This window comes from Komagataeibacter sp. SM21 (assembly GCF_041402665.1).
Lineage (GTDB): Bacteria > Pseudomonadota > Alphaproteobacteria > Acetobacterales > Acetobacteraceae > Komagataeibacter > Komagataeibacter saccharivorans.
In genome coordinates this window covers 1-20,197 of record NZ_JBGLOV010000004.1, presented here as the reverse complement: position 1 = coordinate 20,197, position 20,197 = coordinate 1, and the positions used below count along the sequence as shown (strand labels likewise).

At 64.3% G+C, this 20,197-nt stretch carries 19 protein-coding genes; 4 read left to right on the top strand and 15 right to left on the bottom strand.

The features are described from left to right. Positions 1 to 19 precede the first annotated feature (19 nt). The 6 genes from topA to gltX are packed head-to-tail and all read right to left on the bottom strand — an operon-like array spanning position 20 to position 8,217. Positions 20 to 2,719 (bottom strand): type I DNA topoisomerase, encoded by a 2,700-nt coding sequence (gene topA, locus ACBR42_RS05505; protein WP_371207450.1) that lies wholly within the window; start codon positions 2,717 to 2,719, stop codon positions 20 to 22. Positions 2,720 to 2,765: 46 nt separating this feature from the next. Continuing rightward, positions 2,766 to 3,929: a DNA-processing protein DprA gene (dprA, locus tag ACBR42_RS05500; protein WP_371207449.1), complete on the bottom strand. Its 1,164-nt coding sequence runs from the start codon at positions 3,927 to 3,929 to the stop codon at positions 2,766 to 2,768. Then, positions 3,926 to 4,564, bottom strand: coding sequence for a glycerol-3-phosphate 1-O-acyltransferase PlsY (gene plsY / locus ACBR42_RS05495; RefSeq protein ID WP_102325632.1), 639 nt, complete (start codon positions 4,562 to 4,564; stop codon positions 3,926 to 3,928). The genes dprA and plsY overlap by 4 nt, the downstream gene beginning before the upstream one ends. Then, entirely contained in the window at positions 4,561 to 5,856 is a 1,296-nt protein-coding gene (locus ACBR42_RS05490; RefSeq protein WP_371207448.1) for a dihydroorotase family protein, read from the bottom strand. Before ACBR42_RS05490 ends, plsY begins: the two co-directional genes overlap by 4 nt. Further along, a complete protein-coding gene (locus ACBR42_RS05485) occupies positions 5,853 to 6,818 on the bottom strand; it encodes an aspartate carbamoyltransferase catalytic subunit (protein WP_110547812.1) in 966 nt (321 codons plus the stop codon). The genes ACBR42_RS05490 and ACBR42_RS05485 overlap by 4 nt, the downstream gene beginning before the upstream one ends. Beyond that, entirely contained in the window at positions 6,811 to 8,217 is a 1,407-nt protein-coding gene (gene gltX / locus ACBR42_RS05480) for a glutamate--tRNA ligase (protein ID WP_132304889.1), read from the bottom strand. Before gltX ends, ACBR42_RS05485 begins: the two co-directional genes overlap by 8 nt. 151 nt (positions 8,218 to 8,368) lie before the next feature. Here gltX and ACBR42_RS05475 point away from each other — a divergent pair, with 151 nt between their 5' ends. Further along, the gene (locus ACBR42_RS05475) at positions 8,369 to 10,513 is read left to right on the top strand and encodes a ComEC/Rec2 family competence protein (RefSeq protein WP_371207447.1); all 2,145 of its coding nucleotides are present in this window, start codon (positions 8,369 to 8,371) and stop codon (positions 10,511 to 10,513) included. Positions 10,514 to 10,654: 141 nt separating this feature from the next. On the opposite strand, the gene nth is transcribed toward ACBR42_RS05475, so the two are convergent. Further along, on the bottom strand, positions 10,655 to 11,365 hold the full coding sequence (nth, locus tag ACBR42_RS05470) for an endonuclease III (protein WP_371207446.1): 711 nt from the start codon (positions 11,363 to 11,365) through the stop codon (positions 10,655 to 10,657). A 147-nt stretch (positions 11,366 to 11,512) separates the two neighbouring features. Here nth and ACBR42_RS05465 point away from each other — a divergent pair, with 147 nt between their 5' ends. Beyond that, the gene (locus ACBR42_RS05465; protein ID WP_371207445.1) at positions 11,513 to 13,297 is read left to right on the top strand and encodes an ABC transporter ATP-binding protein; all 1,785 of its coding nucleotides are present in this window, start codon (positions 11,513 to 11,515) and stop codon (positions 13,295 to 13,297) included. An 11-nt stretch (positions 13,298 to 13,308) separates the two neighbouring features. Here the strand turns inward: ACBR42_RS05465 and ACBR42_RS05460 are convergent, their stop codons facing one another. Genes ACBR42_RS05460 through hisB form a run of 7 tightly spaced genes read right to left on the bottom strand, consistent with a single transcriptional unit; the run spans position 13,309 to position 17,930 of the window. After that, positions 13,309 to 13,686 carry a histidine triad nucleotide-binding protein gene (locus ACBR42_RS05460; RefSeq protein WP_102325636.1) on the bottom strand — a complete coding sequence of 126 codons (378 nt, stop codon included), beginning with the start codon at positions 13,684 to 13,686 and terminating at the stop codon, positions 13,309 to 13,311. A gap of 28 nt (positions 13,687 to 13,714) precedes the next feature. Then, the gene (locus ACBR42_RS05455) at positions 13,715 to 14,125 is read right to left on the bottom strand and encodes a phosphoribosyl-ATP diphosphatase (protein WP_371207444.1); all 411 of its coding nucleotides are present in this window, start codon (positions 14,123 to 14,125) and stop codon (positions 13,715 to 13,717) included. Positions 14,126 to 14,154: 29 nt separating this feature from the next. Beyond that, positions 14,155 to 14,916 (bottom strand): imidazole glycerol phosphate synthase subunit HisF, encoded by a 762-nt coding sequence (hisF, locus tag ACBR42_RS05450; protein ID WP_371207443.1) that lies wholly within the window; start codon positions 14,914 to 14,916, stop codon positions 14,155 to 14,157. Then, positions 14,916 to 16,271, bottom strand: coding sequence for a 1-(5-phosphoribosyl)-5-[(5-phosphoribosylamino)methylideneamino]imidazole-4-carboxamide isomerase (hisA, locus tag ACBR42_RS05445; RefSeq protein ID WP_371207442.1), 1,356 nt, complete (start codon positions 16,269 to 16,271; stop codon positions 14,916 to 14,918). The genes hisF and hisA overlap by 1 nt, the downstream gene beginning before the upstream one ends. Continuing rightward, on the bottom strand, positions 16,268 to 16,948 hold the full coding sequence (hisH, locus tag ACBR42_RS05440; RefSeq protein WP_371207441.1) for an imidazole glycerol phosphate synthase subunit HisH: 681 nt from the start codon (positions 16,946 to 16,948) through the stop codon (positions 16,268 to 16,270). The genes hisA and hisH overlap by 4 nt, the downstream gene beginning before the upstream one ends. A gap of 8 nt (positions 16,949 to 16,956) precedes the next feature. Further along, positions 16,957 to 17,337 carry a hypothetical protein gene (locus ACBR42_RS05435; protein ID WP_118962854.1) on the bottom strand — a complete coding sequence of 127 codons (381 nt, stop codon included), beginning with the start codon at positions 17,335 to 17,337 and terminating at the stop codon, positions 16,957 to 16,959. Beyond that, positions 17,334 to 17,930 (bottom strand): imidazoleglycerol-phosphate dehydratase HisB, encoded by a 597-nt coding sequence (gene hisB / locus ACBR42_RS05430; protein WP_102325642.1) that lies wholly within the window; start codon positions 17,928 to 17,930, stop codon positions 17,334 to 17,336. Before hisB ends, ACBR42_RS05435 begins: the two co-directional genes overlap by 4 nt. Positions 17,931 to 18,107: 177 nt before the next feature. Between hisB and ACBR42_RS05425 the strand changes: the two genes are divergently transcribed. Then, positions 18,108 to 18,695: a nitroreductase gene (locus ACBR42_RS05425; RefSeq protein WP_102325643.1), complete on the top strand. Its 588-nt coding sequence runs from the start codon at positions 18,108 to 18,110 to the stop codon at positions 18,693 to 18,695. 34 nt (positions 18,696 to 18,729) lie between these two features. Beyond that, positions 18,730 to 19,911, top strand: coding sequence for a 5-demethoxyubiquinol-8 5-hydroxylase UbiM (ubiM, locus tag ACBR42_RS05420; RefSeq protein ID WP_102325644.1), 1,182 nt, complete (start codon positions 18,730 to 18,732; stop codon positions 19,909 to 19,911). A 106-nt stretch (positions 19,912 to 20,017) separates the two neighbouring features. Here ubiM and ACBR42_RS05415 read toward each other — a convergent pair. Beyond that, positions 20,018 to 20,197: hypothetical protein (locus tag ACBR42_RS05415; protein ID WP_371207440.1), on the bottom strand; the 180-nt coding region annotated here is incomplete at its 5' end.

Below are 20,197 nucleotides of genomic sequence, written 5' to 3'. Positions count from 1 at the left end.
GGACGCTGCCGCTTCATGGTCAGCCAGCCTCGCCTTCGGTACTGGCCTTCTTGCGGGTCGTCGTCTTGCGCGCAGCCGGTTTGGCCGCTGTCTTGCGGGGGGCAGCTTTCTTCTTGGGTGCGGCCTTGCCTTCAGCGGTGTCTTCGGCGCTGGCCTTCGTCTTGCGGGCGGCGGGCTTGCGGGTGGTGGTTTTCTTGCCCTTCGCCTTGAGCGGCTTGCCCTTTTCCTTCAGCAGGGTCAGGGCTTCCTCCATGGTGACATCATCCATTTCCTGCCCGCGCGGCACGGTCGCCACGATCGATCCATGCTGGATGTAGGGGCCGAAGCGTCCCTTGCGCACCAGCACCGGCTCGCCATCCTTGGGGTGGGGACCAATGGTGCGGATGGAAGCCAGTTTCTTGGCCAGCGCATCGACCGCGCGGTTCAGCCCCACCGTCAGGACATCATCATCCTTGTCCAGTGAACCATAGACCGCGCCCATTTTCACATACGGCCCGAAGCGGCCCAGACCGGCTTCGATGGATTCGCCGGTTTCGGGGTGGATGCCGACAATGCGCGGCAGCGACAGCAGGCCCGCCGCCTGTTCCAGCGTGATCGTATCCCCATCCAGTCCGCGCGGGATGGTGGCACGCTTGGGTTTGGCCTTCTTGTCCTCCGGGTCGGGTTCGCCCTGCTGCACATACAGCCCCCACGGCCCGCGACGGACGGTAATTTCCTCGTCCGTGCCGGGGGCCGTGCCCAGAACGCGCATGCCGTCCTTCAGCGTTGCCGCGTCTTCCCCTTCCTTGGGGTCGGCGACCAGTTTGCGCGTGTACTGGCAGGTCGGATAGTTGGAACAGCCAATGAACGCGCCATAACGGCCCAGCTTCAGCCCCAGACGGCCGGTATTGCATGCCGTACACACGCGCGGGTCCTGCCCGTCTTCGCGCTGGGGGAAGAAATAGGGCGAGAGATCCGCGTCGAGCGCCGTAATGACATCGGATATCTTCAGGTCCTTGGTCTGATCCACCGCATGGGAGAAATCGGACCAGAACGCCGACATGACATCGCGCCAGTTCGCGCGGCCGCCGGAAATGTCATCAAGCTGTTCTTCAAGCCCCGCAGTGAACTGCGTATCGACATAGCGTTCGAAAAAGGACGTGAGGAAGGCCGTGACAAGCCGTCCCCGGTCTTCGGGGATGAAGCGCCGGTTTTCCAGTTGCACGTAGTTACGGTCGCGTAGCACGGTCAGGATCGAGGCGTAGGTGGAGGGACGGCCAATGCCGATTTCCTCCATCTTCTTGACCAGAGACGCTTCCGAATAACGCGGCGGCGGCTGGGTGAAGTGCTGTTCGGCCGTCACATCGCCGCGCCCGATCGCATCGCGTTCGCTCATGGCGGGCAGCATGCGGTCCTGATCGTCGTCCGTCTTGGCGGGGGAATCGTCGCGCCCCTCGCTATACAGACGCAGGAAACCGTCGAACGCGATGATGGAGCCCGTGGCGCGCAGGGTTGCGTGCTGCTGGCGGTCCGTGATGTCCACCGCGACCTGATCGAGTTCGGCGGACTGCATCTGGCTGGCGACCGAACGCTTCCAGACCAGTTCGTACAGCTTGCGCTGCTCGGGCGAGAGGTAGCGCGCCATGTCGGCAGGCGTGCGGCGCACGTCGGTCGGGCGGATGGCTTCGTGGGCTTCCTGCGCGTTCTTGGCCTTGGTGGAATAGATACGCGCCTTTTCCGGCACGTACTGATCGCCGAAGCTGTGGCCGATATGGCCACGTATGGCTGCAATGGCCTCGCCTGCCATCTGCACGCCATCGGTTCGCATATAGGTAATCAGGCCGACCGTCTCGCCGCCGATGTCGATACCTTCATACAGTTGCTGCGCGGTGCGCATGGCCACCTGCGCGCCCATGCCCAGCTTGCGGGACGCTTCCTGCTGCATGGTGGACGTGGTGAAGGGCGGGGGCGGATTGCGGCGGACCTTGCGGCGTTCGACCCTGGCGACACTGAAATCGCCAGCCTCGACGGCGGCCTTGGCGCGCATGGCGCCGGCTTCGTCATTCAGGTCGAACTGGTCAAGCTTGTGGCCGTCCAGATGCGTCAGCCGCGCGGTAAAGGGCAGACCGGCGGGCGTGGTCATGCGCGCGATGACGGACCAGTATTCGCGTGGTTTGAAAACCTCGATCTCGGCTTCGCGTTCGCAGATCAGGCGCAGGGCGACGGACTGCACGCGTCCGGCACTGCGCGATCCGGGCAGCTTGCGCCACAGCACGGGCGAAAGCGTGAAGCCGACCAAATAGTCCAGCGCCCGGCGGGCGAGGTAGGCTTCGATCAGCGGGAAATCAAGTTCACGCGGATGGGCCATCGCCGTCTTGATGGCGCTTTTGGTGATTTCATTGAAGGTGACGCGCTGCACCTCGATGCCCTTGAGGAGGTTTTTCTCCTCCAGCATGGCGCGGACATGCCACGAAATGGCCTCTCCCTCACGGTCGGGGTCAGTGGCCAGATACAGATGGCGCGCACCACGCAGGGCCTTGGCAATGGCCGCGATCTGGCGGCTGCCGCGCTCATCGGCTTCCCATACCATGGCGAAGCCCTCATCGGGGCGCACGCTTCCATCCTTGGGCGGCAGGTCACGCACATGCCCGAACGAGGCAAGAACCGTAAATTGATCGCCCAGATACTTATTGATCGTTTTCGCCTTGGCTGGCGATTCGACCACCACGACGTCAGTCATTCTGTCTCCGGATCACGATTCTAAAACCTTGCTTCAATCCCTGCTGTCAGGCCGGGGGTGGACGGCGCACGACCATATCCCCCGGAAGGAATTCGATCGTGCCTGCAATCTCCATTTCCGACAGGACTGTCAGGACCGCTGCTGTGGAGAACTGGCAGCGCCGTACAAGATCGTCAACAGGTGATGGCGTGAAAGATAGAAATCCCTCCACTCTTTCGTGAATATCTTCTCCCTTCGCCGGTGTGGGCGGGACGGGGGCTGCCTGTGCCACCGCGCCCTGCCTTGCCGGTGGGGCGGACGGTGGCCGTGACGGCTGGGGGTGGAGCGGGAAAAGGCTTCTTTCTTCCATGAATTCAGGAAGTTCGCGCAGGATGTCGCGCTCGTTTTCCGTCAGGATCGCACCCTGACGCAGCAGGTCATTGCTGCCCCGGCAGCGCGGGTCGAGGGGGGAGCCGGGCACGGCAAAGATGATCCGGTCATAGTCCAGCGCCATGCGTGCGGTAATCAGGCTACCCGACCTGGGTGCGGCCTCAATGACCACGCATCCCAGCCCCAATCCGGCTATAAGCCGGTTCCGGCGCGGGAAATGGCGGGCCTGCGGCACCGTGCCCAGCGGCGCTTCGGTCACAACTGCGCCAGTGCGGGCAATTTCATCCTGCAGGGTGTGATGTTCCGGCGGGTAAGGACAGTCCAGTCCGCCCGCGATGGCTGCGACCGTGCGGCCCGCTGTCATCGCCCCGCGATGGGCGGCGGCATCAATTCCCCGCGCCAGTCCCGATACCGTGTTCACTCCCTGTGCTGCCAGCAGGGCCGCAAGGCTTTCCGCCATGCGCATCCCGCCTGATGATGCGTTGCGTCCCCCGACGATGGCGACCATCCGACTCGCCAGCAGGGCGCAGTCGCCCAGCACGCTCAGCACCGGCGGCGCATCGTGCAGGCTGGCAAGGAGTGGGGGATAGCCCGGCTGGCCATGCACCAGCAGGTGGCCGCCCATGGCATGCAGGCGTTCAATTTCATGCAGCGCATCCGCGCGGGGACAGGGCATGCCCACCGTTCGGCTTATGCGGGTGGCACCCCGTTCAAGCATGTCCAGCGCGGATTGCGCGCTGCCATGGGTCTGGATAAGGCGGCGGTAGCTGACCGGGCCGATGCCATCCGTTCGGGCCAGCCGCAGGCAGGCCAGGACCGTTTCGGCATCGGCGGGGGTCATGGCGTTTTCTGGCCGATCCTTGGTTCCGTGCCGCGCAACAGGCGGCTGATATTGGCATGGTGGCGGATCAGGATGACAAGGGCGATCAGCACGCCTGCCAGATAGGCGGGGGAGGAGAAATCAACCCGTCCCGGCCGGATCATGAGCAGCGGCATCGCCGCGAAGGCGATAATCGCCCCTGCCGAGGAAATGCGCGTGACCTTGGCGAAGATCAGCCACAGTGCGCAGCAGCACAGCCCCACGCCCGGCATCAGCGCCAGCACGCTGCCCAGCCCGGTGGCGACCCCCTTGCCGCCCTTGAATTTCAGCCATACCGGAAAACAGTGCCCGAGCACGACACAGATTGCGGCCACGGATTCCGCGGCCAGCGTATGGAAGGGGCACAGCACGAAGGCGCAGAAAACGGCGAATGCGCCTTTGGTGCCATCCAGCGCCAGCGTGGCCGCCGCCAGTCCCTTGCGCCCGGTACGCAATACGTTGGTTGCCCCGATATTGCCCGATCCGATCTTGCGGATATCCCCGTTACCGGACAGCGCGGTCAGCACCAGCCCGAAGGGGATGCTGCCAATCAGGTAGGACAGGAACGCAACCCCGGCCATAAGCGGCAGGTCATAGGTGGGGATGCCGTAGATCATGCGGCCTGCGCCCCGAATACACGCTGGCCGTTTTTCCACGTGCCAACCACGCGGCCTTCCAGCGCACGTCCGTCGAAGGGGGTGTTCTGGGCCTTGCCGGGCAGTTCGCCCGCCCGCACGATCCAGCCGCTATCGGTGTTGAACAGGCACAGATCCGCCGCCTGTCCCGTAGCCAGCGTGCCCGCATCGCTGCGCAGCAGGCGGGCAGGGCGGTGGGTCAGCAGGCCGATGGCGTCAGACATGCCCAGATTGCCCGCATGCACCTGCGCCAGCGTGACCGCCAGCAGGGTGGACAGTCCCGTGCCGCCAGCGGACGCCACGGCAAAGGGCTGGCGTTTGTCATCCGCGTCGCACGGCATGTGATCGGATGCGATGGCGTCGATCGTGCCATCCGCCAGCGCCGCACATACCGCCCTGCGATCCGCTTCCGCACGGAGCGGCGGCGACAGCTTGGCATAGGTGCGGAAGTCACCGATGACCGTTTCGTTCAGGTCAAAATAGGGCGGTGCCGTATCGCAGGTCACATTTACGCCATCGGCCCTGGCCGCCCGGATCAGGTCGAGGCCCTCAGCCGTGGAGACATGGCCGAAGTGCAGCCGCCCGCCCGTCATGCGCGCAAGGCGGAGGTCGCGGGCGATCAGGATCGCTTCAGCCGCCGCCGGAATGCCGGGCAGGCCAAGCCGTGTGGCCAGTTCCCCATCGGTGGCGCACCCGCCACGGGCAAGGGACGGGTCTTCGGGATGCTGGACAATCAGCGCGCCGAAACCTTTGGCATAGGTCAGCATCTGCCGCATCGTACGGCTGTCCGCAATGGCGTGCGGCCCATCGGTAAAGGCGATGGCCCCGGCTTCGGCCAGAAGGCCGATTTCCGCCATTTCCTTACCTGCGCATTCCCGTGTCAGCGCGCCATAGGGCAGGATGTCGATCATGCCGGTTTCTTCCCCGCGTGCGCGCAGCAGGCGGGCAAGGGCCGGATTGTCGATGGTGGGGCTGGTGTTGGGCAGTACGGCAATGGTGGTGATGCCGCCCGATACGGCCGCCCGCGCGGCGGAGGCCACGGTTTCCCGGTATTCAAAGCCGGGTTCCCCGATCGTCACGCGCATGTCCACAAGGCCGGGACACAGGACAAGCTGGTTCTGCCCGTCGATGATTTCGGCCCCATCGGGCGCGCCTTCGGCCCCCGGCAGGTCGGTGCCTGCGATTACGCCGTCACGCACCAGCAGCCGTCCCGCCCGATCCAGACCGGAGGCCGGATCGATCAGGCGGACGTTTTCAAACAGGACAGGCTTCATGCGCCGTCTCCCCCGCGTGACAGGATGTCCAGCACCGCCATGCGCACGGCCACCCCCATTTCCACCTGTTCACGGATCACGCTCTGGTCGGAATCGGCAACGCGGCTGTCAATTTCCACGCCCCGGTTCATCGGGCCGGGATGCATGACCAGCGCATGTGGCTTCGCCAGCGCGAGGCGCTTGTTATCCAGCCCGTAGAAGCGGAAATATTCGCGCGCGCTGGGGACCTGCGTGCCTTTCATGCGCTCGCGCTGCACGCGCAGCATCATGACCACGTCCACGCCGCGCAGGCCGTCTTCCATCGTATGGTGAATGCTTACGCCCAGCGCGCCGATCGCGCCGGGCACCAGTGTTGGCGGCCCTACCACGCGCACCTGACAGCCCATGGCGGTCAGCAGATGGATGTTGGACCGTGCGACGCGGCTATGGCTGACATCGCCGCAGATGGCGATGGTCAGCCCCTCGAACACGCCGAAATGGCGGCGGATGGTCAGCGCGTCCAGCAGGGCCTGCGTGGGATGTTCATGCGTGCCGTCACCGGCATTGACCACACTGGCCTGAACCTTCTGCGCCAGCAGGGCGGGTGCGCCGGACTGGGAATGACGCACGACCAGCAGGTCGGTATGCATGGCGTTCAGCGTCGCCGCCGTGTCCAGCAGGGTTTCCCCCTTGTTGACCGAGGAACTGGCGACCGTCATGTTCACCACATCCGCCCCAAGCCGCTTGCCCGCCAGCTCGAAGGACGTGCGCGTGCGTGTGCTGTCCTCGAAAAACAGGTTGATGAGCGTGCGCCCGCGCAGCAGGTCGCGCGGGGTTTTGCGCGACCGGTTGAGCAGGGTGTAGTTTTCCGCAAGGTCAAGGATGGGGGTGATGCGGGTGGGATGCATGCCCTGCACGCCCAGCAGGTGACGCGCCGGGCGTGTCAGGAACACGTTGCTGCCATGGGCGCTGCGATCACTCATGGGCGGCGACCGCATTGATGCGCGCAAGTACCTCGTCCCGCCCCAGCGCGACCAGTGTGTCGTCAATGCCGGGCGACATGGTGCTGCCGGTTACGGCGGCGCGCAGCGGCTGCGCCACCTTGCCCAGCTTCATTTCATGGGTTTCGGCAAACTGGCGCAGGGTCGCGTCGACCGTTTCCCTGGTGAACGGTTCGGCGGCCTTCAGCGCTTCGGCCAGCCTGCCCAGCATGGCACGGTTTTCAGGGGTGAACTGCTTTTCTGCCTTGGCATCGAAGGAAAGCGGCAGCGAGCGGCCAAGGAAGGCGGCATTGTCCGCCAGTTCCACCAGCGTCTTCGCACGTTCCTTCAGGCCGGGCATAAGTGCGAGCACCTTGGCGCGCGTGGCGTCGGATGTATCCACACCTTCCATCGCCGCAAGGCGTTCCATCACGTCACCGGTCAGCCGTTCATCATCGGCCTGACGCAGCCACACGCCGTTGATGTGCAGCAGCTTGGCGTAATCCATGCGCGACGGTGAGCGGCCGACGCCATCAAGGTCGAACAGCCTGATCTGTTCTTCCCGCGACAGGATCTCCGCATCGCCATGGCCCCAGCCAAGACGCAGCAGGTAATTGTTCAGGGCTTCGGGCAGGTAGCCCATTTCCCGGAATTCCACCACCGACTGCGCGCCGTGACGCTTGGACAGTTTGGCGCCGTCGGGGCCGTGGATCAGCGGCAGATGCGCGAAATGCGGCAGGTCCCAGCCCATGGCGCGATAGATCATGGCCTGACGGAAGGTGTTGGTCAGGTGGTCATCGCCACGGATGACATGGGTGATGTCCATGTCATGGTCATCGACCACCACGGCAAGCTGGTAGACCGGGGTGCCATCGGCGCGCAGGATGATCATGTCATCCATTTCCGCATTGGCTACGCGCACGTCGCCCTGCACCAGATCATGAATGATGGTTTCCCCTTCACGCGGGGCCTTGATACGGACGGTATAGGGGGTGTTGGCCGGTGCTTCGGACGGGTCGCGGTCGCGCCACATGCCGTTGTAACGCGGGGGACGGCCCTCGGCCATCGCCTTCTCACGCATTTCCTTGAGTTCATCCGCCGTGCAGTAGCAGCGGTAGGCCAGCCCCTTTTCCAGCAGTTCATGCGCCACTTCGGCATGGCGCGCCTGCCGTGTGGACTGGAAAACCGGCTTTTCATCAGATTCGATGCCCATCCAGGCGAGGCCGTCGAACAGCACATCGACCGCTTTCTGGGTCGAGCGTTCGCGGTCGGTATCCTCGACGCGGAGCAGGAATTTGCCGCCGTGATGGCGGGCATAGAGGAAATTGAAAAGGGCGGCACGGGCGTTGCCGATATGCAGCAGGCCGGTGGGGCTGGGAGCAAAACGCGTACGGACAGTCATGAGCCGGCTCCTTAGCATGTTTTCGGCCTGCTGACAGGGGGCAGTCTGGCGTGTGCCCCCTTTGCGCCGGTAAGGTGTGTATTCCGGCCACGCATTATTACGGGGGTTCTTCTGCCGCGCCAGTCCAATGCCCGTCACGAATGTTCGCCGCATGGTTGAATTGCGCGCCCTGCGTGTGGCACTCGCCGCATGGCTTTGGCAGCGGCATGGCACTTTCATCGTGTGGCTGCCGGTATTTCTGGCCGCGGGCATCGCCCTGTATTTCACCCTGCCGTGGGAACCGGCGGGCATGGCGGCGCTGGGGGCAGGGATGCTGGGTGCAGCCTGCCTGTTCGTGCGTCTGCTGTGGCCCGCGATTCTGCCGCTGCGCATGGGGTGTGGCGTGCTGGGGGCGTGCGCGGCAGGCTTTGCGCTGGCTTGGGCGCAGGCGCATATGCAGCCCGCTTTTCCTGATCTGCCGCGCCGGGCTGTACATGTCTCCGCCCGCGTTGTGGGGGTGGAAGGGCAGACCTTGCGCGATGGCACGCAGGCCACCCGCCTGCTGCTGGCGGATGCGCGGTTCGGGGATGGTATCAATATCGGCATGTCCCCCTTGCGGCGCAGGCTGCTGCTCCGCCTGCGGGCGGACGATCCTGCCGTGGTGGAAGCAGGTGATCGCGTGTCGGTTCAGGCATTGCTGACGCCACCGGCTTTCCCGGCAATACCCGGTGGTTATGATGCCCAGCGGCGGGCATGGTTTGACGGGCTGGCGGGGTACGGGCGGGCGCTGGAACCCGTAAGCTGCGTGCATGGACACGACCGCGCAGGCGTGCAGGGTGCGATCAGCCATCTGCGGCAGGTCATGGCCCGCCGGATTCGTGCGGTCCTGCCCGGCCCATCGGGCGCTGTTGCGGCTACGGTTCTGGTGGGATGGGACGGTGCGATTGACGGCCCCATGCGTGCGGCTTTTGCTGATGCGGGTCTGGCCCATCTGCTGGCGGTGGCGGGGCTGCATCTGGCCATCGTGATGGGGCTGGTGATGGCTGTAACCCGCATGGGGCTGGCGCTTTGGGAGCGGGCGGCCCTGTTCTGGCCATGTCGGCAGATCGCGGCGCTGTCCGCGTTGCTGGCCGGGGCCGGGTATGTGCTTGTCACCGGCAGTCACCTGCCGGCCCTGCGCAGTCTGTTCATGGCAACGCTGGCGATCGGTGCGCTACTGGCGGGCAGGCGGGCGTTGTCCATGCGCAGCCTTGCGGTGGCGGCTGGCGTATTATTGTGCCTGAACCCTGAAAATGTGGCCGAACTGCCGCTGCAGATGTCCATGGCCGCCGTTATGGCGCTGATCGCGGGGTTTGAGGCCCTGCGCCCCCTCCTGTCGGGCTGGGAACAGGCCGGGTCATGGTGGCGGCGGGTCATGGCGCGGCTGGCCCATCCGCTTGCAGCCAGCGTGCTGGCGGGCGGGGCATGCATCCCGGTCGGCATGGCGCATTTCGGCACCGTGCAGCCATGGTTCGTGCTGGCCAATCTGGTGGCCGTGCCGCTCATGTCGATATGGATCATGCCATGGGGGCTGGCATCGTTCATGCTGATGCCCGTGGGGCTGGAAAAGCTGGCGCTGGTGCCGATGGGTTACGGCATCGGGGTGGTGGAATGGCTGGCGCGGCATGTCGCCAGCCTGCCCATCGCCCGGATGATGGTTCCGGCAATGGATGGTGTCTGGCTTGCTGTTTTTTTCGCCGGGTTGTGCTGGCTGTGCCTGTGGAGCGGGCGGATGCGGCTGATGGGGGTCGTGCCCATTGTGCTGGCCGTGGCCTCCCCGTGGGTGACGGCGCGGCCTGTCGGCATGGTCTCCCCCGATGCGCGCATGGCGGCGCTGGTATCGGATGGCAGGCTGCTGACCGGTCCGGGCGCGCATCCTGATCCGTTCGTGCTGCGGGAATGGCAGCGTATGACAGGACTGCCGGCGGGACTGCTCCCCCCCGACGGAAGCGCAGGGGGCGTGTCCTGCCGGAGCGGTGGGTGTCGGCTTGAGGGGGCTGGCGGTGATATCGTGGCGGTTCTGGCCGCACATGGATCGGACAGGGCGATGTGTCAGGGGCGTGGCGTGCTGGTGAACCTGTCGGGCATGTGGGGGTGTCCGGGCATGCTGCTGATCGGACGGTTCGATGTCTGGCGAAACGGAGCTTACGCCATCTACAACAGGGGCGCCCACGGGCTGGCGATCCATGCGGACAGGCAGGAACGGGGCGACCGGCCGTGGGTGATGCGCCCCGGTGGGACAGGCATGCCGAACCTGCCAATGGCGCAGGCGGAATAGGATAGGGGTGCCGGGGGCAAGACCGGCTGCGGCACCGGCAGGCCCATCAATGGCTTTTTCGGGTCATGGGCAGTCTGCTGCGGGCAGGACGCGGCAGGTTAAGGACTTCGGTAACAGAGGCCGGAAGTCACGCGCCTTGTTTCAGCCTGCCGTCGCGCCACCCGGTCCGACCGCGCGCAGGTCATCCTTCAGGCGGTACTGGCAGGGGTCATAGGCGGGACAGCGCCAGCATTCGGGCTTGCGGGCCTTGCATACATAGCGCCCGTGCAGGATCAGCCAGTGATGGGCAGGGCGCAGCATTTCGGCGGGTATGCGCCGGACAAGCTGGTCTTCCACCGCCCGCGGGGTCGTGCCCGGCGCAAGCCCCGTGCGGTTGCCGATACGGAAGATATGGGTATCGACCGCCATCGTACTGTCCCCGAACGCGACATTCATCACCACATTCGCCGTCTTGCGGCCTACGCCGGGCAGGGATTCCAGCGCCGCACGGTCACCAGGCACCTGACCGTCAAAGCGTTCGAGCAACTGCCGCGACAGGGCCACGACATTATGCGCCTTGGTCCGCCACAGCCCGATGGTGCGGATGTGTTGCCCAACCTTTTCTTCCCCCAGCTCCACCATCGCCTGCGGGTTTGGGGCATCGCGGAACAGGGCGACTGTGGCCCTGTTGACCGAGGCATCCGTCGCCTGTGCCGACAGCACCACCGCGACCAGCAGGGTATAGTCATCCACGAAATTGAGTTCACTGGCGGCATCTGGGTTGGCTGCGGCCAACTGGCCGATGAAGGTGCGCACTTCCGCCAGTGTCATGGCACGGCGGGCAGGTCTGGCGCGGCTGGCGGGTGTTTTCATCGGAGGCTCGCTGGAAGGATCACGCCACATTGTGTGGCGGGGCAGTAATAGGTGCAAATCGCCACAGGCTCAATTTCCGTTACCGGCCTTGCACCCGGCGGGGGCGGCGGCTAGTCGTTCCAGCCCCTGCGATATGGCATGGTGGCAATGATATCTTTCTTCTCCCGCCGGGAAACCGGACGACATGAATTTTCCGATGTGCTGGGCTTTGTCTGGCGCAGGTGGCGCGCGCATCCGGCCTGTCTGGCATGGACGCTGGTGGGGATCGGCGGGGCCACGGTTGCGGATGTGACGATGCCGCTGCTGGCGGGCTGGCTGGTCAGTGACGTGTCGCATCCAGCGGAAGGGACAGTGCTGCATCATGTTGCGTGGGATGTAGCGGGCCTGACCTTACTGGGGCTGCTGGGTATCGGGGCGCGGCGCATGGCGTATGTCTCCATCTCGCACCTGACATCAAGGGTCATGACCGGCATCGTGACGGAGGCATTTGCGCGCGTGCAGCGGTTTTCCAGCGAATGGCACGCCAGCAATTTTGCCGGTTCCATCGTGCGGCGCATCACCCGGGGGCTGGGGGCGGTCGATACGCTGGGTGATACGCTGCTGCTGATGCTGGTGCCGGAAATGATGGTCCTGTGCATTACGACTGCGGTGCTGGCCTTTCACTGGATGCTGATGGGGCTGGTCCTTGCCGTCGGGGCCGTGGTCCTAGTCGGGCTGTCGGTCGTGCTGACCCTGCATTACGTGACGCCGTCCGCCCGGCTGGCCAATATGTGGGATACGCGGATGGGGGCCACGCTGTCAGATGCGGTGACATGCAACGCCGTGGTCAAGGCATACGGGGCCGAGGTGCGTGAGGATGCCCGGCTGGCATGGGTTGCGAACCGCTGGCGCCAGCGCATGCTGCGTTCATGGCTACGCGGCACCAACAGCGCCAATTTACAGAATTTCGCGGCCCTGATCATGCGTATGATGCTGATTGCGGGTATTGCCCTGTTATGGATGCGCGGGCGCGCCGGACCGGGTGATGTCGCCTATGTGCTGACGATGATGTTCGTCATACAGGGCTATCTGCGGGATATCGGACAGCAGATTTCGGTCGTGCAGCGTTCGGTCAACGAGATGGGGGAACTCGTCGCCCTGTTCCATGCGAAGCCGGAGGTCGCGGACAGAGCCGGTGCCGGTGCGCTGCTGGTGACGCGGGGGCATATCCGTTTCACGCATGTCGGCTTTGGCTACGGACGTCACCATGCCAGACCGTTATTCGAGGATCTGGATATTGATATCGCACCCGGCAGCAAGGTTGCCCTTGTGGGGCCATCGGGTTCGGGCAAGACCACGCTGACCCGGCTGCTGCAGCGGCTGTATGACGTGCAGGCGGGGTGCATAACCATCGATGGCACGGATATCGCCACTGTCACGCAGGCCAGCCTGCGCGGGCAGATCGCCATCGTCCCGCAGGAACCGCTGCTGTTTCACCGGACCATTGCCGAAAACATCGCCTATGGCCGGCCGGACGCCACGCCTGCGGAAATCGCCCATGCGGCCCGTCAGGCCAATGCGGCCGATTTCATCGACCGTCTGCCGCGCGGTTACGCGACGATGGTGGGCGAACGCGGGGTCAAGCTGTCCGGTGGGGAACGCCAGCGCATCGCCATCGCCCGCGCCTTTTTAAGTCAGGCGCGGATCGTCATCATGGATGAGGCGACATCAAGTCTCGATTCCCATTCCGAAATGCTGGTGCAGCAGGCGATGGAACGCCTTATGGCGGGACGCACGGTGCTGGTCATCGCCCACCGCCTGTCCACCGTCATGGGACTGGACCGCATCATCGTGTTCCGTCAGGGACGGGTGTGCGAGGATGGAACCCATGCCGAACTCATGGCCCGGCATGGGGGAATCTATCGGGAACTGTTTGAAATCCAGTCCCTGTAGGCAGGCGGCCGTCAGCCCGGCAGCATGGCGCCCAGCGCCTTGCCGCCAAACAGGTGGACATGGAAATGCGGCACTTCCTGTCCCGCTTCCTCGCCCACGTTGGACAGCAGGCGGTAGCCACGGGTTTCCAGCTTCAGGTCCCGCGCGACCGTGCCAAGTGCGCGGGTAAAGCCCGTGATTTCAGCTTCAGATGCGTTCTGGCTGAAATCGGCAAAGGAGACATATGCCCCCTTGGGAATGACCAGAACGTGGACCGGCGCCTTGGGTGCGATGTCATGGAAGGCGAGGGCGTATTCATCCTCATACACCTTCTTGCATGGCAGTTCGCCGCGCAGGATACGGGCAAACACGTTTTGCGGGTCGTAGGGACCGATGCCGCTTACGGCCATGGGCTTTTCTCCTGTTGCAGTGTGAAAATCAGGCCAGCGGGTCGCGGGGACGCGATGCCTTTTCGGCCACGCCGCTGACCCCTTCACGCCGTTGCAGTTCGGCCCACACATCGGTGGATTTCACGCCCGCATCCACCCACATCACGATCAGGTGGTACAGCACGTCCGCACTTTCGCTGACCAGTTCGTCACGGTTGCCCGCTACGGCTTCGATCAGGCATTCGACGGCTTCCTCACCGAATTTCTGTGCAATCTTGCGCCGACCGCGTGCCAGCAGTCGCGCGGAATGACTGACCGACGGGTCCGTGCCCCGGCGGGATTCCACAACATCGAACAGGCGGTCCAGCACATCGGGTGATGCCGGGGCGACGGCTTCGGGCTTCGGCGCGGCTGCGGCCTTGGCCGGGGCGTTCTTGCGGGATTTCTCTGGCTTGGCCATGGAATGCTCCGATAGGCGGGAAAAGGGAATCAGATGGTCTGGCGAACCGGCAGACCGGCGGAGGCGAGTGCCTGCTTGACCTGCGGAATGGTGAACTGTCCGAAATGGAACACGCTGGCGGCCAGCAGGCCGGTGGCGCCCGCCCGCGCACCTTCGACAAAATGGTCCAGTTCCCCAACGCCGCCGGAGGCCACGATGGGAATGCGGACCGCCGCGTTGGCCGCGCGCAGCAGGTCAAGGTCGAAGCCCTTGCCGGTACCGTCGCGGTCCATGCTGGTCAGCAGGATTTCACCCGCCCCGCGTTCGGCCACTTCCCGGCACCAGTCGATCACGTTCCGCCCGGTGGGGGTGCGGCCACCATGGGTATAGACTTCCCATGATCCGTGGCCATCGCTGCGTGCGTCAATGGCCACGACCACGCACTGGCTGCCGAATTTCTGCGCGGCCTCACTGACCAGTTCGGGGCGCGATACGGCGGCGGAATTCATGGCGCATTTATCAGCACCCGCCAGTAGCAGGCGACGCATGTCGTCCGTGGTGCGCACGCCCCCGCCCACCGTCAGCGGCAGGAAGATGCGTTCCGCCGTGCGGCTGACCACATCCAGAATGGTATCGCGGTTTTCATTACTGGCCGTAATGTCAAGAAAGGTCAGTTCATCCGCGCCTGCCGCGTCATACACCGCGGCCTGTTCCACCGGGTCGCCCGCATCGCGTAACGAGACAAAATTGACGCCCTTGACCACCCGGCCATTTTTTACATCCAGACAGGGGATGACGCGCAGCTTCAGCATCAGGCCAGAACCCGCAGGGCTTCGCTCAGATCAATGCGGCCATCATACAGCGCGCGGCCCACGATCACGCCTTCAATTCCGGGCGCACGCGCGGTTGCGGCCCGCAGTGCTTCCAGATGCGCAAGCGTGCCCACCCCGCCACTTGCGATGACCGGAATGGACAGGGCATTGGCCATATCCGCCGTCTGTTCGATATCGATGCCCGTCAGCATGCCGTCGCGGCTGATTTCGGTAAAGATGACGGCCGCCACACCGGCATCCTGCATGCGCAGGCCCAGCTCAACGGCTTTCATTTCCGATGTTTCAGCCCAGCCTTCGGTTGCGACCTGTCCGCTGCGGGCGTCGATGCCCGCCACGATCCGGCCGGGGAAAAGACGGCAGGCTTCGCGTACCAGTTCCGGGTTCTTGACGGCGACACTGCCCAGAATGACGCGGCTGATCCCGGCGTTGAGCCATTTGCCGATGCTTTCCAGATCGCGCAGGCCACCACCAAGCTGCACCGGAACGGATGCGTTGGCGATGATCGCCTCGATGGCTTCGGTATTGGCGGAACGCCCCGCGAAAGCCCCATTGAGGTCAACCACATGCAGCCACGAACAGCCCGCATGGATCCATGCCAGAGCCTGCGCGCCGGGATCATCGGAATAGACGGTGGCGTTATCCATTTCCCCACGGCGCAGGCGCACGCAGGTGCCGTCCTTGAGGTCGATGGCGGGGTAGAGTGTCAGGCTGTGTCCGGTCACGGGGGCATGTCCTGCTGCAGGAATGGGGGTTGAGGCATCCTGCGGATGGGCGGGTACGATCCGCTCGTCATCCTGCAGGCGTTTGGTGAAGAACAGGCCACGGACGGTCCGGCCGTCCATGCGCGCATAACTGGGGTGGGTGCCCCAATGGTGGAACCCGCAGCGGCGGAACAGCCGCAGGGCTTCGGTCTGGGTTTCGCGCACGTCAAGGTTGATGATCTGGTAGCCCATGCTGCGTGCGCAGCTTTCCACCTCGGTCAGAAGCAGATGGCCCAGACCCAGCCCGCGTGCGTAGGGCGCTATATAGAAGTGCATGAGCGTGGCACTCATGGCCTGCGCTTCATTATTGCGTGGCGGGCGGACAAGCTGGGCCGATCCGACAATCATGTCATCCAGCCGCGCCACGAATATCTGCCGTTCGGGCACCAGCAGCACGCCACGGAAATAACGCTCCAGCGTTTCCCGCGGGGGCGGGGCCAGCCAGCCGAATCCGCCGCCCTCAAGTATGGCGGCGTTTGTGGCATCGCACAGGGCATGCAGGTCATCTTCGTGCATGTCCTGCAGACGCTCGGCATGGATGGTACCGGCAGGCACCATGTTCCGCCGGGTCATGGCGTGCCATCCGGCGTCGGTGTCCAGCGGAGGAAGTTCGACAGGATACGCAGCCCCACGCCCTGACTCTTTTCCACATGGAACTGCGTGCCCGCCCGGTTGCCACGCGCCACGATGGCGGGAACCGTGCCGCCGTAATCGGTAGTGGCGACCATGTCCGTCGGGTCGTAATCCGCAAGGGCGAAGGAATGGACGAAATAGCCATGTGCGTCCGCCGCCAGCCCTTCGGTCAGGGGATGGGCGCCGGATGTGAATTCAAGCTGGTTCCACCCCATCTGGGGCAGGCGCAGGTCCGGCACGTCCATCAGCCGGATTTCACCGGCGATCCAGCCGAAACCGGGCGTTACCCCATGCTCGCGTCCGCGCTCGGCCATAAGCTGCATGCCCACGCAGATGCCAAGGAAGGGCACGCCGTTATCGGTCGCCTCCACAATGGCGTCACGCAGTCCCGGCTGCGCGGCAAGCCCGCTTGCGCAGTCGGCAAAGGCGCCCTGACCCGGCAGCACGATCCGGTCAGCCCGGCGTACGGCCTGCGGGTCCGCCGTTATGGTGACTTCGGTATCAAGCCCGCTATCCTGCGCCGCGCGGGCAAGGGCGCGCGCGGCGGAAGCAAGGTTGCCACCATTATAGTCGATCACCACGATGGACTGGGTGCGGGAAGATACGGGCGCGGGCATGGGATGCCTCATGTTACGGAGGAAACGGAGCGGGCCGGATTACGGTCCATCCAGCGCAGCAGGGCGGCCCGGCGGTCGGGGGCATACACGCCACGGATGGGCCTGTAGCCCCGCAGGCGCAGTTCCCACTGCCGGAGGTCGGGCGTACTGAGCGCCAGAAACAGATGCATACCGCCCAGCAGGGGCAGGGCGATGCCGAGGGGGGCGAATATGCCGACCAGAACGCTTGCCCCACCCGCCAGCAACCCACTGACCGGGCAGCCCCGCAGTAGAAGCCCGACCCAGCCGCACAGCAGGACCAGCCATGACAGCCGACTGGCTACCATGACCGGTTCGGATGTCTGGCCTTCGGTCCGCCGGGGTGGCAGCAGGGCGGCATAAAAGATCACAGGCTACCCTTGGTGGAGGGGATGATGCCGCCCGCACGCGGGTCAGCTTCACTGGCCGTACGCAGGGCGCGGGCCAGCGCCTTGAAGGCGGCTTCGGCAATATGATGGCAGTTATGGCCCGCACGCTGGATGACATGCAGGGTCACGAGGGCGCTCATGGCGAAGGCGCGGAAAAATTCCTCGAACAGTTCCGTATCCATTTCCCCGATCTTGTCACGCCCGAAGGTCACGGACCATGCAAGGAAGGGACGGCCGGAAATATCGATCACCGCTTCGCACAGGGCTTCGTCCAGCGGCACCGTGGCGCTGCCATAACGGCGGATGCCGCGCTTGTCCCCGATCGCCTGCGCGAAGGCCTTGCCCAGCGCGATGCCCGTATCTTCCACCGTGTGGTGGTAGTCGATATGCAGGTCGCCCCTGGCCGTAATGTCCAGATCGCACATGCTGTGGCGGCCAAGCGCCGTAAGCATATGGTCGAAAAAGCCGATCCCGGTATCGATACTGGTCCTGCCCGTGCCATCAAGGTTGATGGTGACGGTAATGTCGGTCTCGCTGGTGGCGCGGTGGACCGTGGCTGTGCGTGGGGTGTTCATGACCCCCTTCTACAGAAGCATGCAGCCGGAATCCATACCGATCCGCCTGCGCGCCCCTGCGTTCCGGCGGGGTGGATATTGGCATGGCCGGCCTTCTGCGGCATGTTGTCGCGTCATCGCGCCTGCTGTCAGGACACGGACTGTCAGCAGGTAGCCAGATAGTCAGGGAACGACCACATGGCATCGCTCGATCTTCTTCTGTCACGTTTTTCCACGGATGCTCTGGTGGAGCCGGCACCGGCCGGGGGCGTGCTGGAAAGCATTCTGTCCACCGCCATGCGCGCGCCCGATCACGGCAAGCTGCGTCCGTGGCGCTACGCCATCGTGCAGGGGGATGCCCGTCTTGAACTGGCGCAGCGCGTCGTGGCCAGCATGAAGCGGCTGGACCCGGACGTAGCCCCCGCCAAGATCGAGAAGCGTCTGTCGCGTTTTTCCACCATGCCCATGACCATCGTGCTGGGTATGCACCTGCGTCCCGAGCATAAGATTCCCGTGCTGGAACAGGAACTGGCGGTCGGTGCGGCGGCCATGAATATCCTCAATGCCCTGCACGCCACGGGCTTTGGTGGCGTATGGGTCAGCGGGGATGTGGCGTATGACCCGGAATTCGCGGCGGAGTTGGGTTTTCCTGCCCCGCATAAACTGGCGGGCTTCCTGTTTGTTGGTACCCCCAAGGCCGATGCCGCAGGTCCCACGCGCCGCCCGGTTGACGGCTACGTTGCCCAGTGGACGGGAAAACCTGTCCAGTTCGGCGCAGATACATAAGTAATGAAAGCACGCGGACAGGAACGGGCAATCAATGACATATCATGATGTAACCATAATGGGCGGTGGACCAGCAGGTCTCGCCGCCGCCCTGTCGCTGGAAGCTAGGGGCCTGTCCGTTGCCGTGCTTGAACGTGCATCCCACCCCGCATGGGGGGAGCCTGCCTTTGACGGGCGCGAAATTGCCCTGACGCACCATTCGGTTTCCGTCCTGAAGGCGCTTGGTGCGTGGGATCATATCCCGCAGGTCGCCATTTCCCCCCTGCGGGAAGCGCGGGTGGAAACCGGTCGCAGCAATCATCCCCTTACTTTCGATACGAATGGCAAGGGCGTTGATGCGCTGGGGTATCTGGTATCCAACCACAGTATCCGCCGCAGCCTGTATGTGGCCGCCAGCCAGCGCCCCGGCATCACCCTGCACGGCGGCACGGTAACGGGTCATCTCCGCCGCATAGGCGACGATATGACTGTCGTGCACAGTGGGGGAGAAATTACATCCCGTCTTGCCGTCGGCGCGGATGGCCGTTTTTCACAGATTCGTCGGCTGCAGCGTATTGGTGCAGTCATGCACGATTTCCGGCGTGCCATGCTGGTCTGCCGTATGGCGCACGATCTGCCGCACCATCATGTCGCAACCCAATGGTTCGATGAAGGGCAGACCATTGCCCTGCTTCCCGTCAATGGGGGCGCGTCGTCGCTGGTGCTGACTTTGCCACGCGAAGAAATCGAACGCCTGCGTGTGCTGGACCGCGATACCTTCAATGCTGAAATCATGGAGCGGGTCGGCAGACGGCTTGGCAATATGCGGCTGGTCAGCACGCGGCATGCCTATCCCCTCAAGGCGGTTTATGCCCACCGTTTCGTAGCACCCGGCTTTGCGCTGATCGGGGATGCCGCCGTGGGCATGCATCCGATCACGGCCCATGGCTTCAACCTGGGGCTGAAAGGGCAGGAAGCGCTGGCGCAGGAAGTCGAGGCAGGTCTGGCGCGTGATGAATCGCCGGGTAGCCTGTCCGTGTTGCGACGTTTTGAACGGCGTCACCGTATGGCTACGCTTCCGCTATTCGCCGCCACCAATGGAATTGCCACGCTTTACACACGTGACGAGCCCGCTTTCCAGATCCTGCGCCGGACGGGATTGCGGGTGGCGGATGCGCTCTCTCCCTTCAAGTCGGCTGTGACGGCCATGCTGATGGATCGTGAACGCGCGGCATAATGTTTTCCTGCCCGCCAGAACCCTGTGTCTCGGCATTTCAGTAGGTGACCGCGTGGATTCTGTGGCGCTTTCTGGTGTTTCGTCGGGTAAGTGATTCTAAGGATTGTTAGTTTTTCGGGGTTTGAGTGTGCCCCCGGGTCATATTTTTTGGTGTGTGTGCATTTTTCTGATTGACGGTATGACCGGTGGGTCCTATATCCCCCTTCACCGGCGGCGCTGAGGGAAACTTCTTGAGCTTCCCCGGCGGATTTGCTAGGTTATTCGGCCCTACGGGGTTTGGATCTTT

What these genes read in the sequence shown, in the direction of transcription:
- topA (WP_371207450.1), bottom strand. Translation starts at nt 2,719, where the DNA reads ATGACTGACGTCGTGGTGGTCGAATCGCCAGCCAAGGCGAAAACGATC.
- dprA (WP_371207449.1), bottom strand. Translation starts at nt 3,929, where the DNA reads ATGACCCCCGCCGATGCCGAAACGGTCCTGGCCTGCCTGCGGCTGGCC.
- plsY (WP_102325632.1), bottom strand. Translation starts at nt 4,564, where the DNA reads ATGATCTACGGCATCCCCACCTATGACCTGCCGCTTATGGCCGGGGTT.
- ACBR42_RS05490 (WP_371207448.1), bottom strand. Translation starts at nt 5,856, where the DNA reads ATGAAGCCTGTCCTGTTTGAAAACGTCCGCCTGATCGATCCGGCCTCC.
- ACBR42_RS05485 (WP_110547812.1), bottom strand. Translation starts at nt 6,818, where the DNA reads ATGAGTGATCGCAGCGCCCATGGCAGCAACGTGTTCCTGACACGCCCG.
- gltX (WP_132304889.1), bottom strand. Translation starts at nt 8,217, where the DNA reads ATGACTGTCCGTACGCGTTTTGCTCCCAGCCCCACCGGCCTGCTGCAT.
- ACBR42_RS05475 (WP_371207447.1), top strand. Translation starts at nt 8,369, where the DNA reads ATGGTTGAATTGCGCGCCCTGCGTGTGGCACTCGCCGCATGGCTTTGG.
- nth (WP_371207446.1), bottom strand. Translation starts at nt 11,365, where the DNA reads ATGAAAACACCCGCCAGCCGCGCCAGACCTGCCCGCCGTGCCATGACA.
- ACBR42_RS05465 (WP_371207445.1), top strand. Translation starts at nt 11,513, where the DNA reads ATGATATCTTTCTTCTCCCGCCGGGAAACCGGACGACATGAATTTTCC.
- ACBR42_RS05460 (WP_102325636.1), bottom strand. Translation starts at nt 13,686, where the DNA reads ATGGCCGTAAGCGGCATCGGTCCCTACGACCCGCAAAACGTGTTTGCC.
- ACBR42_RS05455 (WP_371207444.1), bottom strand. Translation starts at nt 14,125, where the DNA reads ATGGCCAAGCCAGAGAAATCCCGCAAGAACGCCCCGGCCAAGGCCGCA.
- hisF (WP_371207443.1), bottom strand. Translation starts at nt 14,916, where the DNA reads ATGCTGAAGCTGCGCGTCATCCCCTGTCTGGATGTAAAAAATGGCCGG.
- hisA (WP_371207442.1), bottom strand. Translation starts at nt 16,271, where the DNA reads ATGACCCGGCGGAACATGGTGCCTGCCGGTACCATCCATGCCGAGCGT.
- hisH (WP_371207441.1), bottom strand. Translation starts at nt 16,948, where the DNA reads ATGCCCGCGCCCGTATCTTCCCGCACCCAGTCCATCGTGGTGATCGAC.
- hisB (WP_102325642.1), bottom strand. Translation starts at nt 17,930, where the DNA reads ATGAACACCCCACGCACAGCCACGGTCCACCGCGCCACCAGCGAGACC.
- ACBR42_RS05425 (WP_102325643.1), top strand. Translation starts at nt 18,108, where the DNA reads ATGGCATCGCTCGATCTTCTTCTGTCACGTTTTTCCACGGATGCTCTG.
- ubiM (WP_102325644.1), top strand. Translation starts at nt 18,730, where the DNA reads ATGACATATCATGATGTAACCATAATGGGCGGTGGACCAGCAGGTCTC.